The sequence below is a fragment of the Achromobacter sp. 1014246743 genome (assembly GCF_059760725.1).
The window spans coordinates 20035-42264 of sequence record NZ_JCBANA010000048.1 but is presented as its reverse complement, the minus strand read 5'-3'; the positions used below and the strand labels follow the sequence as shown (position 1 = coordinate 42264).

Annotated in this window: 21 protein-coding genes; 9 read left to right on the top strand and 12 right to left on the bottom strand. The window is 66.3% G+C overall.

The window, feature by feature from the left end:
• Positions 1 to 25 precede the first annotated feature (25 nt).
• From AC6LJ2_RS19930 to AC6LJ2_RS19915, 4 genes are read left to right on the top strand one after another with little or no spacing between them, the layout of a single operon-like run.
• Positions 26 to 856 (top strand): HTD2 family dehydratase, encoded by an 831-nt coding sequence (locus AC6LJ2_RS19930; RefSeq protein ID WP_498152012.1) that lies wholly within the window; start codon positions 26 to 28, stop codon positions 854 to 856.
• Positions 853 to 2046, top strand: a complete 1194-nt coding sequence (locus AC6LJ2_RS19925; protein WP_498152011.1) for a CaiB/BaiF CoA transferase family protein — start codon at positions 853 to 855, stop codon at positions 2044 to 2046. The genes AC6LJ2_RS19930 and AC6LJ2_RS19925 overlap by 4 nt, the downstream gene beginning before the upstream one ends.
• The gene (locus tag AC6LJ2_RS19920; RefSeq protein ID WP_445658223.1) at positions 2043 to 2876 is read left to right on the top strand and encodes an HpcH/HpaI aldolase/citrate lyase family protein; all 834 of its coding nucleotides are present in this window, start codon (positions 2043 to 2045) and stop codon (positions 2874 to 2876) included. The genes AC6LJ2_RS19925 and AC6LJ2_RS19920 overlap by 4 nt, the downstream gene beginning before the upstream one ends.
• A gap of 7 nt (positions 2877 to 2883) precedes the next feature.
• On the top strand, positions 2884 to 3780 hold the full coding sequence (locus AC6LJ2_RS19915; RefSeq protein WP_263913918.1) for a sugar kinase: 897 nt from the start codon (positions 2884 to 2886) through the stop codon (positions 3778 to 3780).
• 87 nt (positions 3781 to 3867) lie between these two features.
• Here the strand turns inward: AC6LJ2_RS19915 and AC6LJ2_RS19910 are convergent, their stop codons facing one another.
• The 4 genes from AC6LJ2_RS19910 to hda are packed head-to-tail and all read right to left on the bottom strand — an operon-like array spanning position 3868 to position 7128.
• Positions 3868 to 4350 (bottom strand): 2-amino-4-hydroxy-6-hydroxymethyldihydropteridine diphosphokinase, encoded by a 483-nt coding sequence (locus AC6LJ2_RS19910; protein ID WP_445658224.1) that lies wholly within the window; start codon positions 4348 to 4350, stop codon positions 3868 to 3870.
• 4 nt (positions 4351 to 4354) lie between these two features.
• Positions 4355 to 5731: a polynucleotide adenylyltransferase PcnB gene (pcnB, locus tag AC6LJ2_RS19905; RefSeq protein ID WP_263913920.1), complete on the bottom strand. Its 1377-nt coding sequence runs from the start codon at positions 5729 to 5731 to the stop codon at positions 4355 to 4357.
• Entirely contained in the window at positions 5732 to 6430 is a 699-nt protein-coding gene (locus AC6LJ2_RS19900; protein ID WP_498152010.1) for an HAD family hydrolase, read from the bottom strand. It abuts the gene before it with no gap.
• Positions 6427 to 7128 (bottom strand): DnaA regulatory inactivator Hda, encoded by a 702-nt coding sequence (hda, locus tag AC6LJ2_RS19895; protein ID WP_263913922.1) that lies wholly within the window; start codon positions 7126 to 7128, stop codon positions 6427 to 6429. Before hda ends, AC6LJ2_RS19900 begins: the two co-directional genes overlap by 4 nt.
• A gap of 305 nt (positions 7129 to 7433) precedes the next feature.
• On the opposite strand from hda, the gene purM reads away from it, so the two are divergent.
• Positions 7434 to 8483: a phosphoribosylformylglycinamidine cyclo-ligase gene (gene purM / locus AC6LJ2_RS19890; RefSeq protein WP_498152009.1), complete on the top strand. Its 1050-nt coding sequence runs from the start codon at positions 7434 to 7436 to the stop codon at positions 8481 to 8483.
• Between the two features lie 72 nt (positions 8484 to 8555).
• Here the strand turns inward: purM and AC6LJ2_RS19885 are convergent, their stop codons facing one another.
• Complete coding sequence (locus AC6LJ2_RS19885) at positions 8556 to 9128, bottom strand: TetR/AcrR family transcriptional regulator (RefSeq protein WP_445658226.1); 573 nt, start codon at positions 9126 to 9128, stop codon at positions 8556 to 8558.
• 105 nt (positions 9129 to 9233) lie between these two features.
• Between AC6LJ2_RS19885 and AC6LJ2_RS19880 the strand changes: the two genes are divergently transcribed.
• Positions 9234 to 10745 (top strand): amidase, encoded by a 1512-nt coding sequence (locus tag AC6LJ2_RS19880; protein ID WP_263913926.1) that lies wholly within the window; start codon positions 9234 to 9236, stop codon positions 10743 to 10745.
• A gap of 19 nt (positions 10746 to 10764) precedes the next feature.
• Here AC6LJ2_RS19880 and miaA read toward each other — a convergent pair whose 3' ends face one another.
• Positions 10765 to 11736 carry a tRNA (adenosine(37)-N6)-dimethylallyltransferase MiaA gene (miaA, locus tag AC6LJ2_RS19875; RefSeq protein ID WP_498152008.1) on the bottom strand — a complete coding sequence of 324 codons (972 nt, stop codon included), beginning with the start codon at positions 11734 to 11736 and terminating at the stop codon, positions 10765 to 10767.
• A gap of 3 nt (positions 11737 to 11739) precedes the next feature.
• Positions 11740 to 13737 carry a DNA mismatch repair endonuclease MutL gene (gene mutL, locus AC6LJ2_RS19870; protein WP_498152007.1) on the bottom strand — a complete coding sequence of 666 codons (1998 nt, stop codon included), beginning with the start codon at positions 13735 to 13737 and terminating at the stop codon, positions 11740 to 11742.
• 122 nt (positions 13738 to 13859) lie between these two features.
• On the opposite strand from mutL, the gene AC6LJ2_RS19865 reads away from it, so the two are divergent.
• A complete protein-coding gene (locus tag AC6LJ2_RS19865; protein WP_498152006.1) occupies positions 13860 to 14498 on the top strand; it encodes a VTT domain-containing protein in 639 nt (212 codons plus the stop codon).
• A 47-nt stretch (positions 14499 to 14545) separates the two neighbouring features.
• On the opposite strand, the gene AC6LJ2_RS19860 is transcribed toward AC6LJ2_RS19865, so the two are convergent.
• The 4 genes from AC6LJ2_RS19860 to tsaE form a co-directional block, all read right to left on the bottom strand.
• Entirely contained in the window at positions 14546 to 15142 is a 597-nt protein-coding gene (locus AC6LJ2_RS19860; RefSeq protein ID WP_263913931.1) for a mobile mystery protein B, read from the bottom strand.
• The gene (locus AC6LJ2_RS19855) at positions 15133 to 15594 is read right to left on the bottom strand and encodes a mobile mystery protein A (RefSeq protein ID WP_263913932.1); all 462 of its coding nucleotides are present in this window, start codon (positions 15592 to 15594) and stop codon (positions 15133 to 15135) included. Before AC6LJ2_RS19855 ends, AC6LJ2_RS19860 begins: the two co-directional genes overlap by 10 nt.
• A 419-nt stretch (positions 15595 to 16013) precedes the next feature.
• Entirely contained in the window at positions 16014 to 17393 is a 1380-nt protein-coding gene (locus AC6LJ2_RS19850) for an N-acetylmuramoyl-L-alanine amidase (protein WP_498152005.1), read from the bottom strand.
• Positions 17321 to 17860 carry a tRNA (adenosine(37)-N6)-threonylcarbamoyltransferase complex ATPase subunit type 1 TsaE gene (gene tsaE / locus AC6LJ2_RS19845; protein ID WP_498152004.1) on the bottom strand — a complete coding sequence of 180 codons (540 nt, stop codon included), beginning with the start codon at positions 17858 to 17860 and terminating at the stop codon, positions 17321 to 17323. Before tsaE ends, AC6LJ2_RS19850 begins: the two co-directional genes overlap by 73 nt.
• A gap of 171 nt (positions 17861 to 18031) precedes the next feature.
• Here tsaE and fumC point away from each other — a divergent pair, with 171 nt between their 5' ends.
• A complete protein-coding gene (fumC, locus tag AC6LJ2_RS19840) occupies positions 18032 to 19423 on the top strand; it encodes a class II fumarate hydratase (protein ID WP_263913935.1) in 1392 nt (463 codons plus the stop codon).
• Between the two features lie 587 nt (positions 19424 to 20010).
• Here the strand turns inward: fumC and AC6LJ2_RS19835 are convergent.
• The gene (locus AC6LJ2_RS19835; protein WP_498152003.1) at positions 20011 to 20910 is read right to left on the bottom strand and encodes an AEC family transporter; all 900 of its coding nucleotides are present in this window, start codon (positions 20908 to 20910) and stop codon (positions 20011 to 20013) included.
• A gap of 246 nt (positions 20911 to 21156) precedes the next feature.
• Here AC6LJ2_RS19835 and AC6LJ2_RS19830 point away from each other — a divergent pair, with 246 nt between their 5' ends.
• A complete protein-coding gene (locus AC6LJ2_RS19830; protein ID WP_263913938.1) occupies positions 21157 to 22149 on the top strand; it encodes a tripartite tricarboxylate transporter substrate binding protein BugE in 993 nt (330 codons plus the stop codon).
• The last annotated feature ends 81 nt before the right edge of the window (positions 22150 to 22230 follow it).

Here is a 22230-nt window from a genome sequence, read left to right as displayed (position 1 = left end):
CAACCCCTATGACAAGGATATCGGCATGACATCGACAGACCCGGCCGCCTGGATCGGCAGCGGCGAGCGCCAGGCGGACGCGCTGGACCCCGGCCACGCCGCCCGCATCGCCGCCACGCTGGGCGGCCCGGCGCCCGCGCAAGGCGACCCCTTGCCGCCCCTGTGGCAGTGGGCGTTCTTCATCAGCACGGTCGGCCTGGATGGCTTGGGGACGGATGGCCATCCCGCGCGCGGCGGCTTCCTGCCCCCGGCGCACGACCGCAATCGCATGTGGGCCGGCGGCCGGGTGCAGTTCCTGCAACCGCTGCGGGTCGGCGTGCCGGCCGAGCGCATCTCGACCGTGGCGGAGGTCAAGGAAAAGGCCGGCCGCAGCGGCGCGCTGCTGTTCGTCACCGTGCGCCACGAATACCGCCAGGCAGGCGAACTGGCCATCCTGGAAGAACAGGACATCGTCTACCGCCAGCCCACGCCGCCCAAGCTGGCCGGCACCGAGTCCGCGCCCCAGGCGCAATGGCGCGACCCGGTCGAGCCGTCGGCGGTGCTGCTGTTTCGCTATTCCGCCGTCACGTTCAACGGCCACCGCATCCATTACGACCACCCCTACGTCACGGGCACCGAGGGCTACCCCGGCCTGGTGGTGCACGGGCCGCTGATCGCCACCGAGATGGTCGCCGCGTTCCAGCGCGCCCACCCCAAGGCGCGGCCCACGCACCTGACCTACCGCGGCCTGCGGCCGCTGATCTCGCCTGCGCCGTTTCACGTGGCCGGCCGCATCGAGCAAGCCGGCGTGGCCCAGTTGTGGGCCGAGCAGGACGGCACGCTGGCCCACCAAGCCGAACTGAGGTTCACCGAATGAGCAACCCGGGCCCCCGTCCGCTGGACGGCATTACCGTCGTCAGCCTCGAACACGCCATTGCCGCGCCGTTCTGCACCCGCCAGCTGGCCGACATGGGCGCGCGCGTCATCAAGATCGAACGTCCCGGCGCCGGCGACTTCGCCCGCGGCTACGACGAGCGCGTGCGCGGCCTGTCGTCGCACTTCGTCTGGACCAACCGGTCCAAGGAAAGCCTGACGCTCGACCTCAAGCGCGACGAGGCCGGCGACATCATGGACCGCCTGCTGCAACAGGCCGACGTGCTGGTGCAGAACCTGGCGCCCGGGGCCGCGGCCCGCCTGGGCCTGTCGTTCGAGGCGCTGCACGCGAAGCATCCGCGCCTGATCGTCTGCGATATTTCCGGCTACGGCGAAGGCGGCCCCTACCAGGACAAAAAGGCCTACGACCTGCTGATCCAGAGCGAAAGCGGCTTTCTGTCGGTGACGGGCACGGCCGACGATCCGGTCAAGGCGGGCTGTTCCATCGCCGATATTTCCGCGGGCATGTACGCCTATTCGGCCATCCTGAACGCGTTGCTGCTGCGCCAGAAAACGGGCCTGGGCAGCCGGCTCGATGTTTCCATGCTCGAAAGCATGGTCGAGTGGATGGGCTTTCCGATGTACTACGCGTTCGAAGGCGCGGCGCCGCCCGTGCGCGCCGGTGCGGCCCATGCGTCCATCTACCCCTACGGCCCGTTCCCTACCGGCGACGGCAACACCATCATGCTGGGCCTGCAGAACGAACGCGAATGGCGCGTGTTCTGCGCCCAGGTGCTGCGCCAGGCCGAGCTGGCCGAAGACCCGCGCTTTGCCTCCAATTCGCTGCGCACCGCCAACCGTGATGCCCTGCGGGCGCTGATCGTGGCGGCCTTTGCCGGCCTGTCGGTGCAGCAGGTCACCGACCGCCTCGAAGACGCCCAGATCGCCAATGCGCGCGTCAACGACATGGCCGGCGTGTGGGCACACCCGCAGTTGCAGGCGCGGGCGCGCTGGCGCCAGGTCGACAGCCCGGCCGGCGTGCTGCCGGCGCTGCTGCCGCCGGCCAGCAGCAATGCCTTTGCGCCGCGCATGGCCGCGGTGCCTGCCGTGGGCCAAAACACGGATGCGGTGCTAGCATCTCTGGGATACGCGCCGGATCAGGTGGCGCAATTCCATGCCTCGGAGGTCGTGTGATGCATCCCGTCGTTCGTACCGCGCTGTTCGTGCCGGCCTCGCGCCCCGAGCGTATTCCCAAGGCCCTGGCCGCGGGCGCCGACGCCGTGATCGTCGATCTCGAAGATGCGGTCGAGCACCTGGCCAAGGCCTCGGCCCGCGAAGCGCTGTGCGACTTCCTGGGCACCCACCCGCAGGCCCGGGTGTGGGTACGCATCAACGACGCGTCCACTTCGTGGCACGACGACGACCTCAAGGCCTGCCGTGGCCGGCCGGCCGTGGCGGGCCTGCTGCTGCCCAAGGCCGAAAGCCTGGCCCAGGTGCGCCACGTGGCGCAGACCGGGCTGCCCGTCATCCCCATTCTTGAAACCGCGCGCGGCGTGCTCAACGCGGCCGAGGTGGCCGGCACCCCGGGCGTGGCCCGCCTGGCCTTTGGCAGCCTCGACTACGCCCTGGACCTGGGCGTGGCGCCCGATACCGACGGCGCGCAGGCGATGCTGGACCATGCCCGCGTGCAGGTGCTGCTGCATACGCGCGCGGCCGGGCTGGCGCCGGCGCTGGACGGCGTGTTCGCCGGGGTCGAAGACCAGGCCGGGCTGTCGCGCGCCGCGGCGCGTGCGCAGCAGATGGGCTTTGGCGGCATGCTGTGCATCCATCCGGCGCAGGTCGCCGTCATCCATGCGGCCTTTGCGCCCGACCCGGCCGAACTGGCCTGGGCCCGCCGCGTCGTCGATGCCCACCGCGACAAGTCGGTCGGCACCTTCATGCTGGACGGCGCGATGGTGGATGCGCCCGTCATCGCCCGCGCGCGCCGCGTGCTGGCGCAGGCCGGGGAAACGGTCGGCAGTTGAGGAACGCATGAGCGAAGCGCTTTTCATCGGGCATACCTATATCGACGTCACCGTGCTGGCCGACGAATGGCCTACTGGCGACGAAAAAAGCGTGGCACGCGATTACGCCGTGTCGTTCGGCGGTAATGCTGTCACCGCGGCGTTCGCCTGCGGCAAGCTGGGCACGTCCCCCGACCTGGTGTGCTCGCTGGCGCCCGACTGGCTGGGCCACATGTACACCGACATGGCCGCCGCGCATGGCGTCACGCTGCATGGCCGCCAGGTGCGCCGCTCGTCGCTGTCGTTCATCATGCCCAACCACGGCAAGCGCGCCATCGTGCGGGCGCGCGATACCGACTACCTGAATGACTTTCCGCGCCTGGACGTGTCCGGCTACCGCGCGCTGCACCTGGATGGCCACCAGCCCGACGCCGCGCTGCATTACGCGCGGGCCTGCCGCCAGGCCGGCATCCTGACGTCGCTGGACGGCGGCGGGGTGCGCGAGAACACCGATGAATTGCTGCGCCATATCGACGTGGCCGTGTGCGCCGAGCGCATGTGCGAACAACTGGGCCTGTCGCCGCAAGGCCTGTTGGACCTGCTGCGCCAGCGCGGCTGCCGCATCGGCGCGGTCACGATGGGCGAGCGCGGCATGCTCTGGTACGACGAAACCGGGGCGGTCGACACGCTGCCCTCGCTGGACGTGCCCGCCGCGCGCATCGTCGATACCTCGGGCGCGGGCGACGTGTTCCACGGCGCCTATGTGTGGTCGTACCTGAACCGCCCCGAGCTGCCCTGGAAAGAACACTTCACCTTCGCGCGCGCTGCGTCGGCGCACAAGATCCAGCACCTGGGCAACGAGGCGGGCCTGCCCACGGTGAGCGACGTCGAACGCGCCATGCTGGCCTTCACGCCCAAGGCATAGCGGTCTGCATCCGGTTCATGCAACACCGGGCAGGGCGGGGGGCACCAATCAGGGAAAAAAGCGCGGCCGGAACCGGCCGCGCCACATTCAGCCGATGCGTTCGATCGGCTGGTCGGTGATCTCGTCCAGCCAGGCATCCAGGCTGCGGCCGGCCAGCGTCAGCGTGGGTGCCAGGTCGCGCAGCGGCCGCAGCACGAAGGCGCGCTGTGGCATGCGGGGGTGGGGCAGCACCAGGCGCGCGTGCGCCATCGCCGCGTCGCCATGCAGCAGCAGATCCAGGTCCAGCGTGCGAGGGGCGTTCTTGTAGGGGCGTTCGCGGCCGTGGCGCAGTTCCAGCGCTTGCAGCAGGTCCAGCAGGGCCAGCGGCGCCAGGGTGGTGTCCAGCGCCGCGACGGCGTTGACGAAATCCGGCCCGGCGGCATCCACCGGCGCGCTGCGGTAGAACGGCGACGCCGTGACAGCGTCGATGCCATCCGCGCCGGCCAGTTCGGCCAGCACGGTGCGCAACGTCGCTGCGCTGTCGCCCAGGTTGGCGCCCAGGCCGATGTAGGCGCGCACGGGGGCGGCCATGATCTTACTCGGCGGGGCCGGCGCCACCGCTGGCGGAGCGCGAGCTGGGACGGCGGCGCGGGCGGCGCTTGCGCGCCGACGGCGCGGGCGCCTCGGCGGGGTCGCGCGGCTGGCGGCCCAGGTCTTCGATCATGTCGGCGCGGGTGGCGTCGTCGGCGTTGGCCAGGTCCATCCACCACTGCGCCAGCACGCTGTCGAACTCGCCGGCCGCGGCGCGCAGCTGCAGGAAGTCGCAGGCGGCGCGGAAGCGCGGCTGTTCGATCATGCGGAAGATCGTCTTGCCCATGCGGCGCTCGAAGCGCGGCTGCATGAACCAGATTTCCCGCATGTCGGACGAGAAGCGGCGCTGGATGGCCAGCTTTTCGGTCTGCTCGTCGAGCACCGAATCGGCCGCCTGCGACAGCGCGGGAATGGTGTGCTCGCCTTGGGCGCGCAGTTGCTTCCAGCGCACGTCCACCTGCTGCCAGAGCAGCGCGGCGAACAGGAAGCTGGGGCTGATGGTCTTGCCGGCACGCACGCGGGCGTCGGTGCGTTCCAGGGCCAGTTCGACGAAGTTCTCGCCGCCCGGCTGTTCCAGCACCACGTCCAGCAGCGGCAACAGGCCGTTGTGCAGGCCGTCGGCGCGCAGCTGGCGCAGGCAGTCCATGGCATGGCCGCAGGTCAGCAGCTTGAGCATTTCGTCGAACAGGCGCGAGGCCGGCACGTTTTCGATCAGGTTGGCCATCGTGCGGATGGGCTGGCGCGTGGCCGGATCGATGGTGCCGTTGAGCTTGGCCGCGAAACGTACCGCGCGCAGCATGCGCACCGGGTCTTCGCGGTAGCGCTTGGCGGGGTCGCCGATGATGCGGACCTGGCGCTTCTTCAGGTCGGCCACGCCATTGTGGAAGTCGATGACTTCCTCGTTGTGTGGGTCGTAGTAGAGCGCGTTCATGGTGAAGTCGCGGCGGGCCGCGTCTTCTTCGTGCGAACCGAACACGTTGTCGCGCAGGATGCGGCCGTGTTCGTCGGTTTCCTGGTCTTCGGAGGCCGGGGCGCGGAAGGTCGAGGTTTCGATGATTTCCTGGCCGAACACCACGTGCACCAGCTGGAAGCGGCGGCCGATGATGCGGGCGCGGCGAAACAGCGGGCGGATCTGCTCGGGCGTGGCGTTGGTGGCCACGTCGAAGTCCTTGGGTTCCAGGCCGACGATCAGGTCGCGCACGGCGCCACCGACGATATAGGCTTCATAGCCATGCTGGCGCAATACCTCGCACACCTTGATGGCGTGGCGCGACACGTTGCGCCGGTCGATGCCGTGCTTGTCGCGTCCGATGCGCAAAGGCCCCCGGGCTGCCGGCGCGAACAGTCGGCCGACGAATTTTTTTATGGTTTCGGTGATCATTTAGGACTTGGCATCTATGACGTGGTCGAACAGGTCGATCACTTGCCAGCCGCGGTCCTGGGCGATCTTGCGCAGGGTCGGGCTGGGGTTGGCGGCGATCGGACGGGTCACCTTTTCGAGCAGCGGGACATCATTGACCGAATCGCTATAGAAAAACGATTCGGAAAAATCTGCAAGTCCTAATCCCATGGCGCCCAGCCAATCGTTCACGCGCACCACCTTGCCTTCCTTGAAGCTGGGCGTGCCCAGGATGCGGCCGGTGTAGCGGCCGCGCTGGACTTCGGCGTCGGTGGCGACCAGGTGGGGCACGCCGAAGGCGCGGGCGATGGGGGCGGTGACAAAGCTGTTGGTGGCCGTGACCACCGCGCACAGGTCGCCGGCTTCCAGGTGCGATTCGACCAGCTCGCGCGCGGCGGGCGTGATCGACGGCCGGATGACCTCGGCCATGAATTCCTCGTGCCAGGCGGCCAGCTCGAACGGCGCGTGCGCGGCCAGGAGGCCGAGCATGAATTCGGCGGCCTGCTCGGCGGTGAGTTCGCCGCGGTTGTAGCGGTCCATCAGGTCGTCATTGCGGCGGCGGGCCTGGTCGGGGTCGCCCGCGCGGCCGGTGCGCGCCAGATAGTCGGCCCATTGGTAGTCGCTGTCCAGCGGCAACAGGGTGTGATCCAGGTCGAACAGGGCGAGACGTCGGGAGGTCATGGGCGTTGTGAATCAGGGTCTGCGAGCATGGCGCGCAACAGGGGCAGGGTGATGGGACGGCCGGTGGCCAGGGAATAGCGATCCAGCGCGTCCAGCAAGGCGGCCAGCTTGCGGATGTCGCGCTCGTGGTGCGTGAGCATCCAATTGATGATTTCAGGCGCCAGGTGCAGGCCGCGTTCGGCCGCCTGGGCGGCCAGCGCGGCCAGCTTGTCGGCGTCGGAAAGGGGATCCAGCCGGAACACCAGGTCCCAGCCCAGCCGGGTGCGCAGGTCTTCTCGCAGCGGCATCGACAGCGGCGCGCGGTCGCCCGCCACGGCCAGCGCAAAGGCGCGGCCGGTGGCGGCGGATTCGCGCCAGCGGTTGTACAGGGCAAACAGCCCCGCCTGGCGGTGCTCGTCCATGCGGTGCACGTCGTCCACGGCCACGAACTTGGGCATGGGCGACTTGGAGTCGGCTTCGGCCAGCACCCGCAGGATGTTGGCGCTGTTGGCGGCTTCGATGTAGACGGCGTCCGGGCGCGCGGTCAGGGCGCGCAGCAGGTGGCTGCGGCCGCAGCCGGCGGAACCCCAGATATACAGCGCGCGGCCCGGGGCGAGCGTGCGCACGGCCGCCAGCGCCTCTCCGTTGGGACCGGCGATGAAATTGTTCAGCGATGGCGCTGGCGCGGGAAGAACGTCAAGCAGCAGCTGGCGGTTCATGAGAGGTTATCGATCAGGCGGGTGACGCGGGGCGTTGGCTCTTGCCCAAGGCCGAAGGCGGCATTGCCCGCCAGAAACTGGCAAAATCGCTATCGGCCAACCCTACACTTTAAACCACCCGGGGGGGCGGTGTCGCGTCCAAGCCCTTTGCCTGGCTTGGGTTTGCGCGAAAATGCCGACCCGCCGGCCCGCCCGCCCCGGGCGGCTTTCGGCGCCCGTCAGCCTGGACCGGGCCGCAACATCGTAAAATGCAGGGCGTTCCACCCAAATTCCCAGCAATTGTTACATACCCCACGGCATTTCTCATGACGAATCAACCCAAAGCTCCCTTGACCTACCGCGATGCCGGTGTCGACATCGACGCGGGCGACGCCCTGGTCGACCGTATCAAACCGCTCGCGGCGCGCACCATGCGCCCCGGGGTGCTGGCCGGTATCGGCGGCTTTGGCGGCCTGTTCGAAGTGCCCAAGCATTTTAAGGAGCCGGTGCTGGTGTCGGGCACCGACGGCGTGGGCACCAAGCTGCGCCTGGCGTTCGACTGGAACCGCCACGACACGGTCGGCATCGACCTGGTGGCCATGAGCGTCAACGACATCCTGGTGCAGGGCGCAGAGCCCCTGTTCTTCCTGGACTACTTCGGTTGCGGCAAGCTTTCGGTGGACACGGCGGCGTCGGTGGTGGGCGGCATCGCCAAGGGCTGCGAGCTGTCGGGTTGCGCCCTGATCGGCGGCGAAACCGCTGAAATGCCGGGCATGTACCCGGATGGCGAATACGATCTGGCCGGCTTCGCCGTGGGCGCGGTCGAAAAGTCGGCCATCATCGACGGCAAGTCGATCAAGACCGGCGACGTGGTGCTGGGCCTGGCGTCCAGCGGCGCACACTCCAACGGCTACTCGCTCCTGCGCAAGATCCTGGAACGCGCCGGCGCCAAGCCCGACGACGACTTCCACGGCCAGAAGCTGGTCGACGTGGTCATGGCCCCGACCCGCATCTACGTCAAGCAGGTGCTGGCCGCGCTGGCCAAGCACGGTACCGCCATCAAGGGCCTGGCCCACATCACCGGCGGCGGCCTGCTGGACAACGTGCCGCGCATCCTGCAACCCGGTCTGGCGGCCAGGCTGCAGCGCGACAGCTGGGAAATGCCCAAGCTGTTCCAGTGGCTGCAAGCCCAGGGCGGCGTCGAAGACACCGAGATGTATCGCGTCTTCAACTGCGGCATCGGCATGGTGCTGGTGGTGGACCCGGCCCAGGCCGACGCCATCGCCGCCACGCTGCGCGAGCAGGGCGAAACGGTCAGCACGCTGGGCGAAATCGTCGAGCAGACCGACGGCATGCCCCAGACCGTGGTGGTCTGAGCCGGCTGGCTCTCGTAAAAAACCCGCCCTGGTGGCGGGTTTTTTATTTCAGGCTGACGCTTGCACCGCACGTCACTGGGCTGCGCCTCGGGCAGATACATCCACGATCGTGCGCATGATCTTCACGAGATTGTCTTGCCCAGGTTGGACACTCCCGTTCTGCGCACAGACTTGTGCGCCTTCGAGAAGAAAATTGATCTGCGCGGCGGCCAGTTTCGGATCCGGAATCTTGGCCTTTCGACACATCTGATAAACGCGCTCTGCCTGCGTCGCTTTGTGGGCTTCAATCTGTTGGCGTAGCGGATTCTCTCTGTCTGCTATCTCGGCGATTGTGTTCACGAAGGGGCAGCCCCGGTGCGATATGGCCTCCAACCCCTGCGAAACAAACTCGGCCAGCGCCAATAGCTGCGCACGCGGGTCATCGCGATGCACCCGCTCGATCTCATCGAGCGCATGCCGATAACGATCGATGGTCGCCGTCAGCCAATCCCCGATGAGGGCATCGCGCGAATCGAAATGTCTGTAGACGCCCATTTTGGTCGTCTTCGCTTCAACGGCGATCGCGTCCATCGTCACGTGCTGGATGCCGCACTCGTCAAATAGTTTGTAGGCGGCTGCGGTAATGCGCTCTCTGAGCGTAGGCATCTCATCTCTTCCGAACAATCGATCGCGACAATGATACTTCATGGTATTGTTGATACCGATTAGTATCATTTTATCAATATCGGGTCCGGAAACGAGGAAGCCAGCATGAATCTGAACGAGTACACCTCACACGACGCCTTGGGGCTTGCGGCGCTCATCGCAAAGGGGGATGTCGCAGCACATGAAGTGACGGCTGCGGCGTTGGCGGCCTGCCAGCAGGTCAATCCGCACATCAATGCCGTGGTGGAGCCCTGGCCGGACGAGGTCGTGATGCCGCGCCATGCGCAGGCGGAAAACGCTGCCTTTTCAGGGGTGCCGTTTTTGATCAAGGATCTGGGCGCAACACGCGCCGGACGCGCGAGTGAGCTTGGCAGCCGCATTGCCGCCGGTCTGGTTGCCCCGGCGGATTCAACGCTGATGACACGGTTTCGCCAAAGTGGATTGATACCGATGGGACGAACGACAACGCCAGAATTTGCCATCAGCACGACCACTGAGAGCATCGCCACCGGCCCGACGCGAAATCCCTGGGACGTCCGCCGTAGCGTTGGGGGATCAAGTGGCGGCTCCGCGGCGGCGGTCGCGGCGGGCATCGTTCCTTTCGCCCACGCAACCGACGGCGGTGGCAGTATCCGCGTGCCAGCGGCGGCCAATGGACTATTCGGTATGAAGCCGACCCGAGGCAGGGTGTCCAATGGCCCGTTCGTTGATGAGATCTGGAGCGGGCTGGCGGTGCAGTTCGGTCTCAGCCGCACCGTCAGAGACAGCGCCGCGCTGCTGGACGCGGTGCATGGCGGCGGTACGGGCGAGCCCTATTACATTCCATCTCCCACGAACACCTTCCTGTCGGCGCTGGACGCCGACCCGCAACCGCTCAGAATCGGATTGATGCTTCATCCGCTGAACGGCACACGGACGTCGCCGGCAGTGGCGGATCAGATTTGCCAGATTGCAAAGCTCTGCGAAAGCCTTGGTCATGACGTCGTGGACGTTCAACTCGACCCTGGCGTTTCGTGGGAAGCGTTTGTTCATGCCAACGCGCAGTTCTTCGGGGTGAATACCGCTGCCTGGATCAATCTGGTGGCACGACTGACGGGGCGCAAACCTGATCGCGATGTGCTCGAACCGGCAACCGCAGCCGTTTATGCGCTCGGACAGGAGATAACAGGCCTCGACCTGCTTGGGGCGCTCGATATACGCAACACCGTGACACGCGCCCTTGGCGCCTATTTCGAGCATTACGACGTGCTCCTGACGCCAACCCTGCCCCACCTGCCCCCACTGATTGGCGAGTACAACACCGGACAGGAGCATCTGGATGGCCTGGCGTGGGTCGAGCGGGTATTCGGTTACTCCCCCTTCACTGCGGTGGCGAACGTCGCCGGCATCCCTGCGATGTCGATGCCCTTGTCTGTCGATCCGTCCACTGGCATGCCAGTGGGATCACACTTTGTCGCAGGATTCGGTCAAGAGGCCCTGCTTTTCGGTCTCGCAGGCCAGTTGGAAGATGCCTTGCCCTGGATAGGACGGCAACCATCGGTCTGGGCAGGTAAAGGTCTTGAGCGGCCTTCAGTCAACCCAGCCGCCGACCTGAAACACGGTCCTTCAACGCGCTGACCTACTGTCCCTCGACGGTTCAGCCGCCGCCCTGAGGGGCGGTCGCCAATGCCACGGCCACCGCGTCGATGGTCTGCGCCACCGCGTCGGCCGCCAGGCAGTCGACGATCACGCGGTCGGGCTGGGCCCGCAGCCAGGTGATCTGGCGCTTGGCCAGCTGGCGGGTGGCGGCGATGCCTTGTTCGCGGGCTTCGTCCAGGCGGATCTCGCCGTCCAGGTGGGCCCACATCTGGCGATAGCCCACGCAGCGCACCGACGGCAGGCCCGGGTGCAGGTCGGGGCGCGCATGCAGACCGCGCACCTCGTCCAGCAGGCCGTTGGCCAACATCGCGTCAAAGCGCTGTTCGATGCGCGCGTGCAGCGCGGCGCGGTCCGAGGGCTCCAGGCTGATGGTCAGGTAGCGGTCGGCGTCGTCATCGGGCGGGCGCTGGCCGCGGCTGAGCAGCGCGGACATGGGCTGGCCGGACAACTGGCAGATTTCCAGCGCGCGCTGGATGCGCTGGCTGTCGTTGGGCGCCAGGCGCGCCGCCGTGACGGGATCCAGCACCGCCAGCTCGGCATGCAGCGCCGGCCAGCCCAGGCGGGCGGCGCGGGCTTCCAGTTCGGCGCGCAGCGCGGGGTCCGCCTGGGGCAGGTCGTCCAGGCCGTCGCGCAGCGCCTTGTAGTACATCATGGTGCCGCCGGCCAGCAGCGGAATGCGGCCGCGGGCGCGGATCTCGCCGATCAGGCGGCGCGCATCGGCGCGGAACTCGGCGGCCGAGTACGACTGCGTCGGGTCGCGGATATCCAGCAGGTGCTGCGGCACTTGCGCCTGTTCGGCCGGCGACGGCTTGGCGGTGCCGATGTCCATGCCGCGGTAGATGGTGGCCGAATCGACGTTGATGATTTCCAGCGGCCAGCGGTCGGCCAGCGCCAGGGTGGAGGCGCTCTTGCCAGCCGCGGTGGGGCCGGCCAGGCAGATGACGACGGGGGCGGGGGACGGCACGGGCAAGATCTATTGCCCGCGCAGGAAGAGCTTGTCCAGGTCCGACACGGACCACTGCACCCAGGTCGGGCGGCCGTGGTTGCACTGGTCGGCGCGCTCTGTGGCTTCCATCTGGCGCAACAGGCCGTTCATTTCTTCCAGGGTCAGCTTGCGGTTGGCGCGCACCGAGCCATGGCAGGCCATGGTCGACAGCAGCTCGTTGCGCTGTTCGGTCAACAGGCGCGACACGCCCACGCCGGCCAAGTCGCGCAGCACGGCGCGGGCCAGCGTTTCGATGTCGCCGCGCGCCAGGATGGCGGGCACCGAGCGCACTGCGATCGACGTGGGACCTGACGGCCGCATCTGGAAGCCCAGGTCTTCCAGCTGTTCCTCGAATTCTTCGACCACCGCCACGTCCTTTTCCTGGGCGTGGAACACCACCGGCACCAGCAGGTCCTGGCGCGGCAGGCTGCGGGCGTCCAGCGCCTGCTTGAGCTGCTCGTAGACCACCCGTTCGTGTGCGGCGTGCATGTCCACCAGCACCATGCCGCGGCGGTTCTGCGCCAGGATGTAGATGCCATGCAGTTGGCCCAGCGCCATGCCAAGCGGGTGTTCCTCGCCGGCAGGCAGGGCGGCCCCGGGGGCGGGCGCCGCCGTGGCCGCGTCGCGCAGTGGTTCGGTACGTGGGGCGGTGTCGTCGTTCAGGGGGCGGTACAGCGACTGCCAGTCGGCCACCGGGATGCCGGCGGGTTCCGCATGCAGGCGGAAGGGCACCTGGGTGTGCGGCCGCGGGGCGGTGGGCGAGGGCCGCAGGCCGTACGGGGCGGCACTGCCGGCGCCGGTGTAGCCGGGGCGGGGCGAGGCATCACCGGGCGCGCTGCCGGTCTGTGTGGACAGCGGCGTGCTGCCAGCCTGGGTGGACGGCGACGCACCTGGCGGGCCGCCCACGGGCGCCGCGGCGCCGGGCGGTGTGCCCGACGGCGCCACGGTCTCGAATTCCTCATCGCGCCCGGCGCCGGCCGGGGCGACGGCGGACGAGCCACCCGTCTGCGCCAGCGTCTGGCTGACCGCGTGCGTCACGAACCGGTGCACCGCGCCGCTGTCGCGAAAGCGCACCTCGTGCTTGGCCGGGTGCACGTTCACGTCCACCGCCGCGGGGTCAATGTCCAGGAACAGCACGTAGGCCGGCTGGCGGTCGCCGTGCAGCACGTCCGCGTAGGCGGCGCGCAGCGCATGGCTGACCGTGCGGTCGCGCACGTAGCGGCCGTTGACGTACAGGTATTGGCGGTCGGCGCGGGCGCGGGCCGCGGTGGGGCGGGTGATCATGCCGGCCAGGCTGACCGTGCCCACGCTGTGCGACAGCAGCAGGCCGTGTTCGGCGAATTCCGCGCCCAGCACGTCGCGAATGCGTTGCGGCGGCTCGGCCGGCAGCCACTGGCGTTGCGCGCGGTCGTGGTGGAACAGGCGGAAGGCGATCTGCGGATGCGCCATGGCGATGCGCTCCATGGCATCGACGCAATGGCCGAATTCCGTGGCTTCCGAGCGCAGGAACTTGCGCCGCGCCGGCACCGCGTCGAACAGCTGGCGCACGTCCACGGTCGTGCCCGGCGGGCCCGAGGCGGGGCTGACCTGCATGCTGCCGGCATCGATCTGCCAGGCATGTTCGCCGTCGCGGGTGCGCGAAATGATGGACACCTGGGCCACCGACGCGATCGACGCCAGCGCTTCACCACGAAACCCCATGGACGCCACCGATTCCAGCTCGTTCAGGTTGCGGATCTTGCTGGTGGCGTGGCGCGCCAGGGCTAGCGGCAATTCTTCGGGCGGAATGCCGCCGCCGTCGTCGGTGACGGCAATCCGGCGGATGCCGCCGCCTTCCAGGCGCACCTCGATCGCGCGTCCGCCCGCGTCGATGGCGTTCTCAAGGATTTCCTTGAGTACCGAAGCGGGTCTCTCGATCACCTCGCCCGCGGCGATCTGGCTGATCAGCAGGTCGGGCAGTGCAAGAATGGAGCGGCGTTCTGTCATGGGGTGTCCCGGTGTAGCTACAGGGATGATTTTAGCCTCTTGATTTTGCCCGTTGATCTTGCAGGTTGATCCGGTGGGCTATATTTCCTGGCTGATCCCCAACCGCTTTCAGGGCCGTATCGATGCTAGATTTTTTCCAAATGGTGCTCCACATCGACCAGACGCTGGGCGTCTGGGTCCAGCAATACGGCGTGTGGGTCTATCTGGTGCTGTTTCTCATCGTGTTCGCCGAGACCGGGCTGGTGGTGCTGCCGTTCCTGCCGGGCGATTCGTTGCTGTTCATTGCCGGCGCCTTCGGCGCCACGGGCAGCCTCGACCCGATCCTGCTGTCGGTGCTGCTGATCGTCGCCGCCGTCACCGGCAATACGCTGAACTACGCCATCGGCCGCTACATCGGCCCGCGCGTGTTTTCGATGAACCTGCGCTTCCTGGACCGCGGCGCGCTGATGCGCACCCACGCCTTCTACGAAAAGCATGGCGGCAAGACTATCGTCATGTCGCGCTTCATTCCGGTTGTGCGCACGTTCGCGCCGTTCGTGGCGGGCGTGGCCGACATGCCGCTGTCGCGCTTCCAGCTGTTCAATATCCTGGGCGCGCTGCTGTGGGTCATCAGCCTGGTGGCCGCGGGCTACTTCTTCGGCAACATCCCGCTGGTCAAGGAACACCTGAACACCATCGTGCTGCTCGGCCTGGCCGCGGCCATCGTGCCGGTGGTGGGGGCGGCGCTGTTCAAGCTGCTGCGTGCGCGCCGGCAGCAGTAAGGCGGCCTGGCGCAGAGGGCTTGAAGTCCTGCTTGTCCGTGCGACGGCTAAGCCGTACTTCGTACGAAGACGAAGAGCAAACTGTAGTCACCTTTGTCCGCAGCACGCAACGCGGTCAAGTAATCAGACCGGGCGTTATCTGCTTTAACCAATGTCCCGCCGCCACCCCACGAAAACGGCTGCTGTTTCATGCTGCGCAAGAGCGCATCAGCCATCATTCGTGAGTGTCGACCATTGCCGTTTGGAAAAGGATGAACCCACACCAGCTCGCGGTGGAATCGCGCGGCGATCTCGTCAGGCAGGAATATGCCGTTGTCGACCCACCACCGCGTGTTATCGAACAGGTTTCTCAGCTTGACGCTGATCTGCGTCCAGTCACATCCGATGTTCTTGTCGGACTTGCGGAACGTGCCTGCCCACAACCAGGTCTGGTCGAACATTTTCTTGTGAAGGTTGCGACAGAACTCTTCACTGAGGACATCGACCTTGCGTTGGCGGCGAACCCATTGCACGGCCTGCAGGATGTTCAGCTGTTCCCAGTCATTCAGTTCGCCCTGGGTGGTCAGGTGGATCGGTATCAGCCCTGCAAGCTCGTCTGGGTCGAGCGGTGTCTGTCCTTCCTGTTCGTCAAAAGCTATCGCCATAGGTCGGACCAGCGGCCCCGGAGTAGCTCAGCCGTTCTCTGCTCAACCTGTTTGCGGAGTCGGTCGGTTGCCGGACGTTGGTCTTCCAGACTCATGGTGTGCGCAACTGCGCTTACTTCCTGCAGGGCGATTGAGCGCGCCCGGTCTTCGACCACCTGAGTCAGTGGCTTTCTGGGCACCAGGGCATAGACCAGCTCGCAGTCCAGTCCGTCAGCCAACTTGCGCAGTTGTCCGAGTGTGATTCGCTCCTCGGCTTCTGCTAGCTCCGACTTGTGCAGGGTCGAACCGGTAATGTTCAACCTCTCGGCTTGCTGTCGCTCGGTGCGCCCTAGCGACTCTCGGATGGCCTTCAGCCATCCACGCGGTGGGGGACGACGGTTGATCAATTCCGAGTACGCGGCGGCCGACGCCTGGACCTGCTCCAGCCGGAGCTGTCTTAATTTGGAATCCATTTTGCTGGCCTATAGGCTATCAAAGATGCAGAAAATGATAGCTTATAGTGAAGTTTCCATCAATATTTTGCTTCACTAATAGGAAGCAATAAATATTAATTTGCGTCAATATAATGAAGCAGTATGGAATTATTTGCTTCATCCCATAGAAGCAAATTTCCATGAATTACCGCACTGAAAGCGAGCAGGTAAGCGGTGGTTTGCGCCGAGCTGCGGTCGTCCTGGTAATGCAGAGGCGAGCCCCTGGAACGGGTCTTGAATCGCTTTTCCCGCGCTTCTACCGGCCAGGCTCGGACTCAACGTCGAGAAATTTTGCATGGACAACCTCCTGCCGGAGATGTCTCCCGGCAAGAAGAAGGCCCGCAATCCCCTACGGGATGCGGGCCTCGGCGTTCATTAGCTTGATAGTCCGTCTTGTGTCAGCTGACGTCGCCCAGCCGCGCCAGCGGCGGGTTGGCCGTGAAGTAGCGCTGGATGCCCGTCATCATGGCCTGCGCCAGCTTTTCCTGGTGCGCGGTGGTCTTGAGCAGCGCCTCTTCCTGCGGATTGCTGATGAAGGCGGTCTCGACCAGCACCGACGGAATGTCCGGCGCCTTCAGCACGGCGAAGCCGGCCTGTTCCACGCTGTTCTTGTGCAGACGGTTGATCTTCTTGATCTCGTCCAGGAAGGCGTTGCCGACCTTGAGCGAATCGTTGATCTGCGCGGTGGTGGACAAGTCCAGCAGCACCTTGGCCACCTGGCGGTCGTGGCTGCCCAGGTTGACGCCGCCGATCAGGTCGGCCGCGTTTTCCTTGTCGGCCATCCAGCGCGCCTGGGCGCTGGTGGCGCCGCGCTGCGACAGCGCGAACACCGACGAGCCATTGGCCGACGGCTTGACCCAGGCATCCGCGTGGATCGAGATGAACAGGTCGGCATGCACGCGTCGCGCCTTCTGCACGCGCACGTGCAGCGGCACGAAGAAATCGTCGTCACGCGTGAGATAGGCGCGCATGTACGGCTGGCTGTCGATCATCGCCTTCAGGCGCCGCGCGATGCGCAGCACCACGTCTTTCTCGCGCAGGCCGCTGCTGCCGATGGCGCCGGGGTCTTCGCCGCCGTGGCCGGGGTCCAGCGCGATGGTCAGCATGCGCTGCTTGCCGCGGCCGGCCGTGGCCGGCGGCGCCTTGGGCACCGCCAAGGGCGGGGCCGGCTGCTGGCCGCGCACGCGCGGCGGTTCGGGCGGGTCGGCGCGGGTGGCCGGATTGCGCTGGATGTCTTCGAGGATGCGCGCCAGCGGGTCGTCGGCGTCGGGGCCGTTCTTGTTCAGGATGGCGACCAGCGGGTCCTGCGCGATCTTGGGGTACAGGTCCAGCACCAGGCGGTATTGGTAGTCCGCCACGGGTTTCAGCGTGAACACCTGCGGCGCCACGGCCTGCTTCAGGTCGAACACCAGCCGCACCACGTTCGGGCGGTTCTGCGCCACGCGCAGGCTCTGGATGTAGGGATCGTCGGGGCGGACCTTGGACACCAGGTCGTTCAGCGCCGCGCTCAGGGTCAGACCCTCGATATCGACCACCAGGCGGTGGGGATTTTCCAGGGTGAATTGTTCGGCCTTCAGTTCGCTGTCGAGTTCCAGCGTGACCCGGGTGTATTCATCGGCCGGCCAGGTACGTACCGCCAGGATCGTGGCGGCCTGGGCCAGTCGCGGCACGACCGGCAGGACGAGCAGGGTGGCGGCGACGCTGATCAGGCGACGTCGGGTGGCGCCTGCTGCGGGGAGGGCGCCGTGTCGGGCGGGGGGACAATCGCGTTCAACCATGTTTGTCCTCGAGCGGTGTACGCGGTCAGGGTGGCGTCGCGTCCCTGGCCAGCGTAAGCCAGGGAAATCTGCAGGTCGGGCGGGGGCAAAAGGCCCTCGGCCCGCTCCGGCCATTCGATCAAAACGACCGCATCTTCACGCAGTAAATCCCGGAATCCTGCGTCCAACCATTCGCGCGAATCACTAAATCTATAAAAATCAAGATGATAGAAGTATAAGTTAGAAACTTTATAGGATTCAAGCAGCGCGTAGCTTGGACTCTTGATTCGGCCTGTGATGCCGCATTCGCGCAACAATGCCCTGGTGAAGGCCGTCTTTCCTGCCCCCAGGTCCCCCTGAAGGTGGATACATGCGCCTGCCAGCCCGGTTTGCTTGCCAGAAACAAGCGGCGCCAGCTGCCGCGCCAGGGCGTCGGTGGCGGCTTCGTCGGGTAGGTGCAGGGTCAGGCTGCTGAGGGGAGCGGACATGGCGCGTGGGGGTAAGCGAGTGGTAAAAGATCGGGATGGATACGCGGATTGAACGCAATTATAGGAATTCGGGTTTCTGCTAATCTATAAGTGATTGCTATTCTCAAATAAGTCGTGCCTGGCGGCTCCTCCGCCGACCGCGACGGACGCTGCTACGGAGCTGTAAGCGCCATGAAGACCCGCATCGAAAAAGACACCTTTGGCCCCATCGAAGTCCCCGAGGACCACCTCTGGGGCGCACAGACCCAGCGATCGCTGCATTTCTTCGCGATTTCCACCGAGAAGATGCCCGAGCCCCTGGTCAATGCGATGGCGCGCCTGAAGCGTGCGGCCGCCAAGGTCAACGCCGACCTGGGCGAGCTCGATCCCAAGATCGCCGACGGCATCATCCGCGCCGCCGATGAAGTCATCGCCGGCAAGTGGCCCAACGAATTCCCGCTGTCCGTCTGGCAGACCGGCTCGGGCACCCAAAGCAACATGAACATGAACGAGGTGCTGGCCAACCGCGCCTCGGAAATCCTGGGCGGCGTGCGCGGCGAAGAACGCAAGGTCCACCCCAACGACCACGTCAATCGCGGCCAGTCGTCCAACGACACCTTCCCCACTGCCATGCACGTGGCCGCTGCCGTCCAGGTCGAACACCACCTGCTGCCGGCCCTGAAGACCCTGCGCGCCACCTTCGCCGCCAAGAGCGCCGAGTTCTACGACATCGTCAAGATCGGCCGCACCCACCTGCAGGACGCCACCCCGCTGACGCTCGGCCAGGAACTGTCCGGCTACGTCGCTCAGCTGGACCTGGCCGAACAGCAGATCCGCGCCACCTTGCCCGGCCTGCACCAGCTGGCCATCGGCGGCACCGCCGTCGGCACCGGCCTGAACGCCCATCCGCAATTCAGCGCCAAGGTCGCGGCCGAACTGGCCCATGCCACCGAAACCGCCTTTGTCTCGGCCCCCAACAAATTCCAGGCCCTGGCCTCCCACGAAGCCCTGCTGTTCGCCCACGGCGCCCTCAAGTCCCTGGCCGCCGGCCTGATGAAGATCGCCAACGACGTGCGCTGGCTCTCCAGCGGCCCCCGTTCCGGCCTGGGCGAAATCAGCATCCCCGAAAACGAACCCGGCAGCTCGATCATGCCGGGCAAGGTCAACCCGACCCAGTGCGAAGCCATCACCATGCTGGCCGCCCAGGTCCTGGGTAACGACGTCGCCATCAACATCGGCGGCGCCAGCGGCAACTTCGAACTGAACGTCTACAAGCCCCTGGTCATCCACAACTTCCTGCAATCGGTGCGCCTCCTGACCGACGGCATGGCCAGCTTCGACCAACACTGCGCCGCCGGCATCGAACCGAACCGCGAACGCATCGCCGAACTCGTCGACCGCTCGCTGATGCTCGTCACCGCCCTGAACCCGCACATCGGCTACGACAAGGCAGCCCAGATCGCCAAGAAAGCCCACAAGGAAGGCCTCTCGCTCAAAGAGTCCGCCCTGGCCCTGGGCTACGTCACCGAAGCCCAATTCGCCGAGTGGGTCGTCCCCGCCAGCATGACGAACGCCGGCAAGTAAGCCAAACGACCGGCGCCACCACCACCCAGGCAAAGCGCCACAAAAAAACCGCCCCATGGGGCGGTTTTTTTTCGCCAGCCCCCGCATGCGCGGCCCGCGCTTGCGCCAAGCCCCCCGCAAGCGCGCAGCGACCACCGCCCACCCCACACGGCATGCAGCGCCTACCCCAAAAGAAATCGATCCCCCATCAGCGCGCAGCGACCACCGCCCACCCCACACGGCATGCAGCGCCTATCTCAAAAGAAATCGATCCCTCATCAGCGCGCAGCGATCACCGCCCCGACGCAAGACACCGCGTATGCAAAAAACGGCTGCCCGCGCAGCCGGTTTTTGCGGGCCCCGCAAATCTCTCACGCAAGCCCAGACCTAGCAGCGCGCCAATCGCAGACGCACGTAGCCTCTCGCGGCGACGGCTTGCAGAGCGGGCAACCTCGATGCGCCCGAGGGAATTCGAAGGGAGCCGAAGGCGGACGAGAATGACGACGGGGCAGTCCGGCGCCCGCGCGCCGGACCGCAATCGTGGGCGCCCGCTCTGCAAGCCGCCGCCGCGAGAGGCGACCTACGAAGAACAACCTAGGCAAGCAAGATCACCCACCCGCAGCAAGCATCATCCACAAAGGAATCGTCAAAGCAGAAAGCAACGTTCCAAGGGAAATCAAGACGGCAACCATCCGCCCATCCCCCCCCATCCGCATCGCCAACACATACGCCGCAGAAGCCGTAGGCAACGCCCCGAACAACAACAGCATCCGCGCCTCAAGCGCAGGCAACCCCAGCAACCCAGCCACCCCCAACGCCACAAGCGGCAACCCCACCAGCTTCACCACCAGCATCCAGGCAATCAACCCCCCGTACCCCTTGCCGCCTTCCCAAGCCAGGCTGGCCCCCACGCACAGAATTCCCAACGCGATCGCCGCCGCGCCCAGCCGCGCCAGCACCGTGTCCAACGGCCCTGGCAGATGCAGCCCCGCCAGATTGCATGCCAGCCCCGCCAGCGTCGACACCACCAGCGGATTGCGCGCCAGCTCGCGCAGCAGATTGCCGCCGTTGTGCCGCGCCAAGCCGTACACCGCCGCCACATTCGCCATCGGCACCGCGAACCCGATGATCAGCGCCATCACCGTTTGGCCCTGTGCGCCGCCCAGGCTCGCCGACAGCGCCAGCCCGATGTACGTGTTGAACCGGAAGCCGCATTGCGCCGACGACGCCAGCCCCAGCGACGAAGGCTTGAGCACCAGCCCCGCCAGCCACGACAGCGCCACGCCCGACACGATCACCGCCGCCGTCGCCTGCAACAGTATTGCGGCGTTGCCCGCGCTGATCGGCGTGCGCAGGATCGATTGGAACAGCAGCGCGGGGAACAGCACGAAGTACACCAGCCGCTCGGTGCCGGCAAAAAACTCGCGTGAGAAATTCAGTTTGTGACGCAGCGCCCAACCTAGCGCGACCAGCAAGAAATCAGGGAAAACCAGCAGTGCGACCGACATAATGGGATGTGTTTTTTTCGAGGTCTGCGCCGATGACCGGCTCGCTATGCGACTGTAAGCATTTGCTGCTATTCTCCGTCATTCTGGCGGGCGCGTGTGCCACAAGCAACTCATAAACAGCACGGCCTTCAGCCCTGCACACTAAGCAATGCGCCCCCACCGTTAACTGCTGACCTGCCCACAGGCGGGTGCACCACAAAACGGTCCGTTCACATACGGGCTCGCACACTTGGAGGAAACACACCCATGAATAAAGTTCGCTCCCTGGCTCTGGCCATCGCAGTGGCAACCGGTGCCGCAGGCACGCTCGGCGCGTCCGTCGCCCACGCGGCCGACAAGTATCCCAGCAAGCCGATCCGCGTCATCGTGCCGTTCGCACCTGGCGGTTCCACCGACATCATCGCCCGTCTCGTGACGCAGCGCATGAGCCAGGAACTGGGCCAGCCCATGGTCGTCGAGAACAAGGGCGGCGCAGGCGGCGCCATCGGCGCGGCCGAAGCCGCTCGCGCCGACAAGGACGGCTACACGCTGTCGATCGCCACTGTGTCGACCATGGCCGTGAACCCGGCTTGCCGCCCCAACGACCTGCCGTACGATCCCATCAAGGACTTCCAGGCCGTCACCAACTTCGCCAACACCGCCAACGTCGTGGCCGTGAACCCGAAGTTCCCGGCCAAGGACTTCAAGGGCTTCGTCGAAGAACTCAAGAAGAACCCCGGCAAGTACTCGTATGGCAGCTCGGGCACTTGCGGCGTGCTGCACCTGATGGGTGAATCGTTCAAGATGGCCACGGGCACCGACATCGTGCACGTGCCCTACAAGGGTTCGGGCCCGGCCGTGGCCGACGCCGTCGGCGGCCAGATCGAAATCCTGTTCGACAACCTGCCGTCCTCCATGCCGCAGATCCAGGCGGGCAAGCTGCGCGCCATGGCCATCGCGTGGCCGGAGAACATCGCCGCGCTCAAGGGCGTGCCGAACTTCAAGGAAGCCGGCTTCCCCGTGCTGAACCAGCCCGTCTGGTATGGCCTGCTGGCGCCCAAGGGCACCCCGATGGAAGTCGTGAACAAGCTGCGTGACGCTGCCGTCGTGGCCCTGAAGGACCCGAAGGTCATCAAGGCGCTGGACGACCAGGGCTCGGCGCCGTCGGGCAACACGCCGGAAGAATTCGCCAAGGAAATCCAGGAGCAGTACGACTGGGCCAAGGACGTCGTGAAAAAGCAGAACATCAAGCTGGACTGATGACGTGATGGCGCGGGCCTGGCCCGCTGCCTGAACCGTCAAGCAAAGAGCGCCCCAGGGCGCTCTTTTTCATGGGGCGGC